At 40.7% G+C, this 5,324-nt stretch carries 1 protein-coding gene; it reads right to left on the bottom strand.

Annotated elements, in window-relative coordinates; genetic code table 11:
- A partial coding sequence (locus ACFIQE_RS08565; protein WP_375707543.1) for a hypothetical protein occupies nt 1-5,288 on the bottom strand: 5,288 nt, incomplete at its 3' end.
- Nucleotides 5,289-5,324 lie beyond the last annotated feature (36 nt).

Raw genomic sequence — 5,324 nt, forward strand, 5'->3', positions numbered from 1 at the left:
TTACCATAGATAGCTATACCATTTGCAACTTCAAAATCAGTTTTTTTCAACGAAACTGTCCCTGTTATGCCTATAGGCGTTTTTTCCTGTTTGGACACAGTACTCCGCTTAACAACATTTGTTTTCTCAGTTGTTAAATCCTGACTTCGATTTTGTTGACTCGCTTCCTTCTGTGTTCCCCCATCAAAATATATGCCGTAGACTCCGTCACCTTCCACTTTAACAGTAGAAGACTCGATATTTACGTGATTCATAGTAGGACGAACGTCAGAAGATCTCCTTCTCCTGGAAGAGCCGGTCTCAACCACATTATCATCAGACTTTATAATCCACAAACCATGAGCATCAGTAACAACATTTCCATTCTTAAAATCAACAGAAGCATTATCACTCACCAAAAAAGCTGCACGTCCAAATTTCTCTGTAGAATTCGACTTTCCTGCTTCCTTTTTCGCAGTAATATTAACTTTGTTTAATCTTACACGTCCCCCAGCTTCTGATCTCACAGCCACTCCATTTGTCAGCATAACCGTTCCAGAGTCCATAGTTACCTCACCAGCCTGACTCGCCAAACCAGCCACAGCTAAATCCCCCGTTACGTTAATTTTCGTATCCTTTAAATTAACAGATGATCCAGAACCCGCCAAAGCGCCTACATAACGCGCATTGACTGTTCCAGCATGCATTGTAACCTTCCCGCCACTTTGCGCTTCAAGCCCAATCACAGAAGAGGTAATTGTTGATTTATTATCCAAAACAACTTCTGCCCCCTCTTCTGCAAGCACAGCACTCACGGCATATATTTCATTAAAATCAACATTATTTTTGCTATCAGAAAAATCCGCACCACTAATTGTGGCTCCCTCTAACTTAATAACCGTATCCTGATTTTTTGCATGCATAGGATGCTGAGTTTTATCACTTACCTTCAGTGTCTTCCCTGTTATTGTCCGCGATTTACCATCTCTACACAAATAAGTAGTCTGTGATCCCTTCTCACCATTATTCATATCATCACATGTAGAAGAAACCGTTTCCTTAGAAGAAACATCTCCATTACCAGTACGACTAAGCATAAGAACACGCCCAACAGCTCTAGAAGATACAGCAGATGTCTCAGAAACCACAGGAGAAGAAGCATTCGCAGAAGCCCCATTAGAAGATATAACAGCTATCTCAGAAACCACAGAAGTAGAAGGCTGCATAGCAGAAGCTCCATTAGATATAGCAGGTATCTCAGGAGCAGAAGGCTTCATAGCAGAAACTCCATTAGAAGATATAGCAGATATCTCAGAAGTAGAAGGCTGCACAGCAGAAGCTCCATTAGATATAGCAGATATCTCAGAAGTAGAAGGCTTCATAGCAGAAACTCCATTAGAAGATATAACAGCTACCTCAGAAACAACAGGAACAGAAGCATTCATAGCAGCCTTCATAGCAGCAGCTGATTTTATAGGTGATGGCCTCTTAGATACAATATGATCCCCAGGTGTTACAAAAATTTCATCGGCAGATATTACAGGTCCTCTACCTGTATCAGATCTCCCACTTAAATTAACTCTTGGAGGTACTAAAGGTGCCAAATTTCTGGATAAAGAAGGAGTAACAGATGATGGAGATGGAGTAACAGGTAAAAAGGTATGCACTACAACCTCAGATGTTTCAGATTCCGTAAAATCTTCGTCATCATCATCTTCATAAAATTCGTCAGATGTTTCAGATCTCAAAAGTGAATTGCCTTGAACAGAGACTACAGATGCAGATTCCCCAGATACAGGAGGAGTTATGGATTCACTATTTACTTCACCAGCACCAGTGTCAGCATTAGTATTTATTGCAGTTTCAGTAGAAGCATTAGTAGAATCAACTGCAACAAGTGGCTTAGCCTTAAAAGTAAGTTGAAAATTAGCAGTAGCAGTATAAGCAGAAACGAGAGGTATAAAATATTCATTTTCTAAACGAAAATCCCAAACACTTCTACTATTTTTAAGTAATGTCTTATCAAAATACTGCATTTTCGGAGGAGTAGTTGGACCATAAGCACGAAGAACATACTTATAAGGTAACCCTTCTCGTGTAATATAATCACCTTTCAGCTTAAAAGAATCCCTCTCTGCATTTCCAAAAACCTGAATAATTGAAATGCTATGAGGTGTATCCTGACTTTGTGATATACCATCAGAAGTATCATTCACAACTACCATTGTTTTTCCAGAAACATCACCATGAATCAACAATCTGTCAGATATTTGAGAATTTTCTGTATTGCTAGGCATCAAATTTGCATTGAAGTAAATTGTAGCGGCAGAAGCAGCACTATAAACTGTTCCATCCCCATCTCCTATACGAAGGGTTCGATACTCAATATCTTTATTAGATGTATTTTCATTTTTCAAAGAAGTAAAAAATCTAACATTACTATCTACAAGATTCATAGACGAAAGACATGAATCTACACAACCCGTATTTGAATTTTCCAAACTATTATGCAGATTCTTTGTTAAATACCACTCTGATCCCCCAGATAGAAAAAGCCTAGCTTGAGATTTTTTATCAACGTGAGCTCCCCCCATGACGACAGAGTCTTCAACAAAAACCGACAAATGCGACCCCTCTTCAGCTTTCAACACTAAATCACCCGAAAGAGTTGAGTCATCTTTTACAACGACGTACCCATCCAAACTGTTACCATAAATGACCACACCATTAGGAACTCTGAAAACCGTATTTTTCAAAAGAACTGCATGCAAACTATCTCCATCATCTTTTATTCCACCCTCTCTCAGATTTTGACCTACATTTTGACCACTTTCTTGTCTCACACTCGTTTGATCATTTTTTCTCCTCACATTCGAAGGTATATCACCAAAAAATACACCATAAGACTTACCTTCAACTTTAACGGTTGAATTTTGAATATCAGAAACTATTAAGTTGACAACTCTAGAGTTTGCATCTGGCTCAGACGCCACCACTGCAGAATCTCCAGCGCCAGCTCCAGATGGTGCACTAGTACTTCCAGAATCTGCACCGCTTCCTAAAAAATTCTCTATAGGGAATAAAGCCTCAAAATACGCGGAACCAATATTATTAAGGACAGCGCCATCTCTAGATTCAATAGAGATGACCTCACCAACGAAAGAATCACTATTAGCGTCAGAATCCTGTTGCGTATCATTGCCATCCTCACTCTCCGCTTCTACTCTATTAGAAGCTCCAGAGATATTATTCTTAAAGCTATCACTTACCAAAAATGCAATAGTATTAGGAGCTCTAAGTTTTCCATTTTTAAAGGAAATAGTACCTCCAAGTGACAATAAACCTATATTCGTCTCCGAAGTACCAACTTCTGTAGTTTTTGGTTCCTCAGCAACATTGATAACCGTCCCGTCTAGTAGAACAGTCCCCTCTTTTGTAGAGATAACTCCTATTCCACCCTCTTTCACGGTAATTGCTCCAGACCTCATCTCGATAACGGATGGACCCAAACTAACTAAACCGATTCTTTTAACATTAATATCTACATTCTCTAAAACAATCCACCCATTATCACTAGCAAGAGCACCTATATACGCATCTCTGATTCCTCCCCCCACCATTGTGATCTTTCCAGTCTCTTCAGCCCGAAGTCCAATAAAAAAACCCTGAATATTTGAGTTTTTCAATTTAACCTCCGCACCCATATTTGAAGCAGAATCTCCGACATATACACCAACATAAAGCGGATCATGAATATATAAACTACCTATGTTCTCTATACCTACTTTATAATCCTGTATACCTACTGCAGATAAACTTTCAGAAAGTTCTTTCCCAATATTCATACTTTCAATGGATACTTCGTCCAAATTAACAACTACTTTCCCATCATCAAGGGGAGATTCCACATTTACAGCGCTCTCACCTTGATCCGCTATAATAGTCCCCCCTATTAGAGCATATACTCCGGACTGATCACAGGAAATAGATCCATATATTCGCTGATCACCATTGAGTAAATCAGCCAATCCTTTACCTGCCTCCACAGAATCTATAAATTCTAGAGCCCCAACACCATCACCAACCGGTGTAGATACACTCACACCAGGCACAAAAAGACCTGCTCTATCAGGTGTTAAAGAATTCAATACAAAACTTGATATACCTGGCATACCAATAAGACCATCTGCACTCGCTTTTTGTACTCTTAGCGCCTCTTCCCCCACTGGAAAATATGTTTCAGCTAAACTATCTTTTTTCGGAATATTAAATAATGTCCAAACATCTACATTTCTTGGAACATCTAGTAATCTAACTAACTCTCCACCTACTCCACTTGGCACACCTGCATGCCCCTCACGTGCTCTCTTCCCACTTGCTATTGCTGTTTTTGCTTCTTTTGCCTCCACATTTTCTGCTCTTGTTGCTCTTGCCTTCCTAGTAGATACACCGCCTGTACCTGGAACACCTGGCATACTATTCAAAGCACCATTTGATATAGTACCTGGACCAACACCTGGAATAGCAGGCAGATTCGTTGTATCTGCCCCACTCGCAACACCTGATATAGCCTTTGGTCTTTGTTGACTTACAGTGTTTAATCCTCCTCCTGCTATATTACCTGATAATAAAGTATCTTGTACAAGAGCTAATGAGCCATCAAAGCCAGCTGGTACACCTGCTTGCGGCACATTTACTACTGTTTCCATCCTAGTAGATAAGACGCCTGAACTAGGAGTAGATAGGACACCTGAACCTGGGACCCCTGGCACAGCACCTGTACCACTCGCAACACCAGGTACTGCACCTGCACCACTCGCAACACCAGGTACTGCACCTGCACCACTCGCAACACCAGGTACTGCACCTGCACCACTCGCAACACGAACACTACTATCTGCAACATTCCGTATCATGCCAGGAACAAAAATATTATTCTTTCTAGAATGACAAGCACTAATAGGTCGAATATGATTTAAAACAGGCACAATCTGAGCCTGAGCCTGAGCCTGAGCCTGAGCCTGAGCCTGAGCCTGAGCCTGAGGCTGAGGCTGAGGCTGAGGCTGAGCAGAACCACTACCAACAGGATTACCGACTCTAGGTTCTGCTCTTCCAGAAACCTCCACTCCTCCGGGTGGTGTTATAGCCCCTGTGCTCGACCCTCCAATGAAAGAGGTAAATGATGATAATGAAGGAAGGAATGATGAGAACCAACCATTCCCCATAGAAACATCTACACCTTGTAAAAAGAAGAAAGCACTTGTTGTTAGTGCGTACAAACGTGTACGCTTTTTAAATACATTGATCATATGTCAAACTTTCTAAATAATGTTGCAAAAACACTA

The sequence above is a fragment of the Bartonella sp. AA1HLJMS genome, assembly GCF_042197445.1.
Classification (GTDB): domain Bacteria; phylum Pseudomonadota; class Alphaproteobacteria; order Rhizobiales; family Rhizobiaceae; genus Bartonella.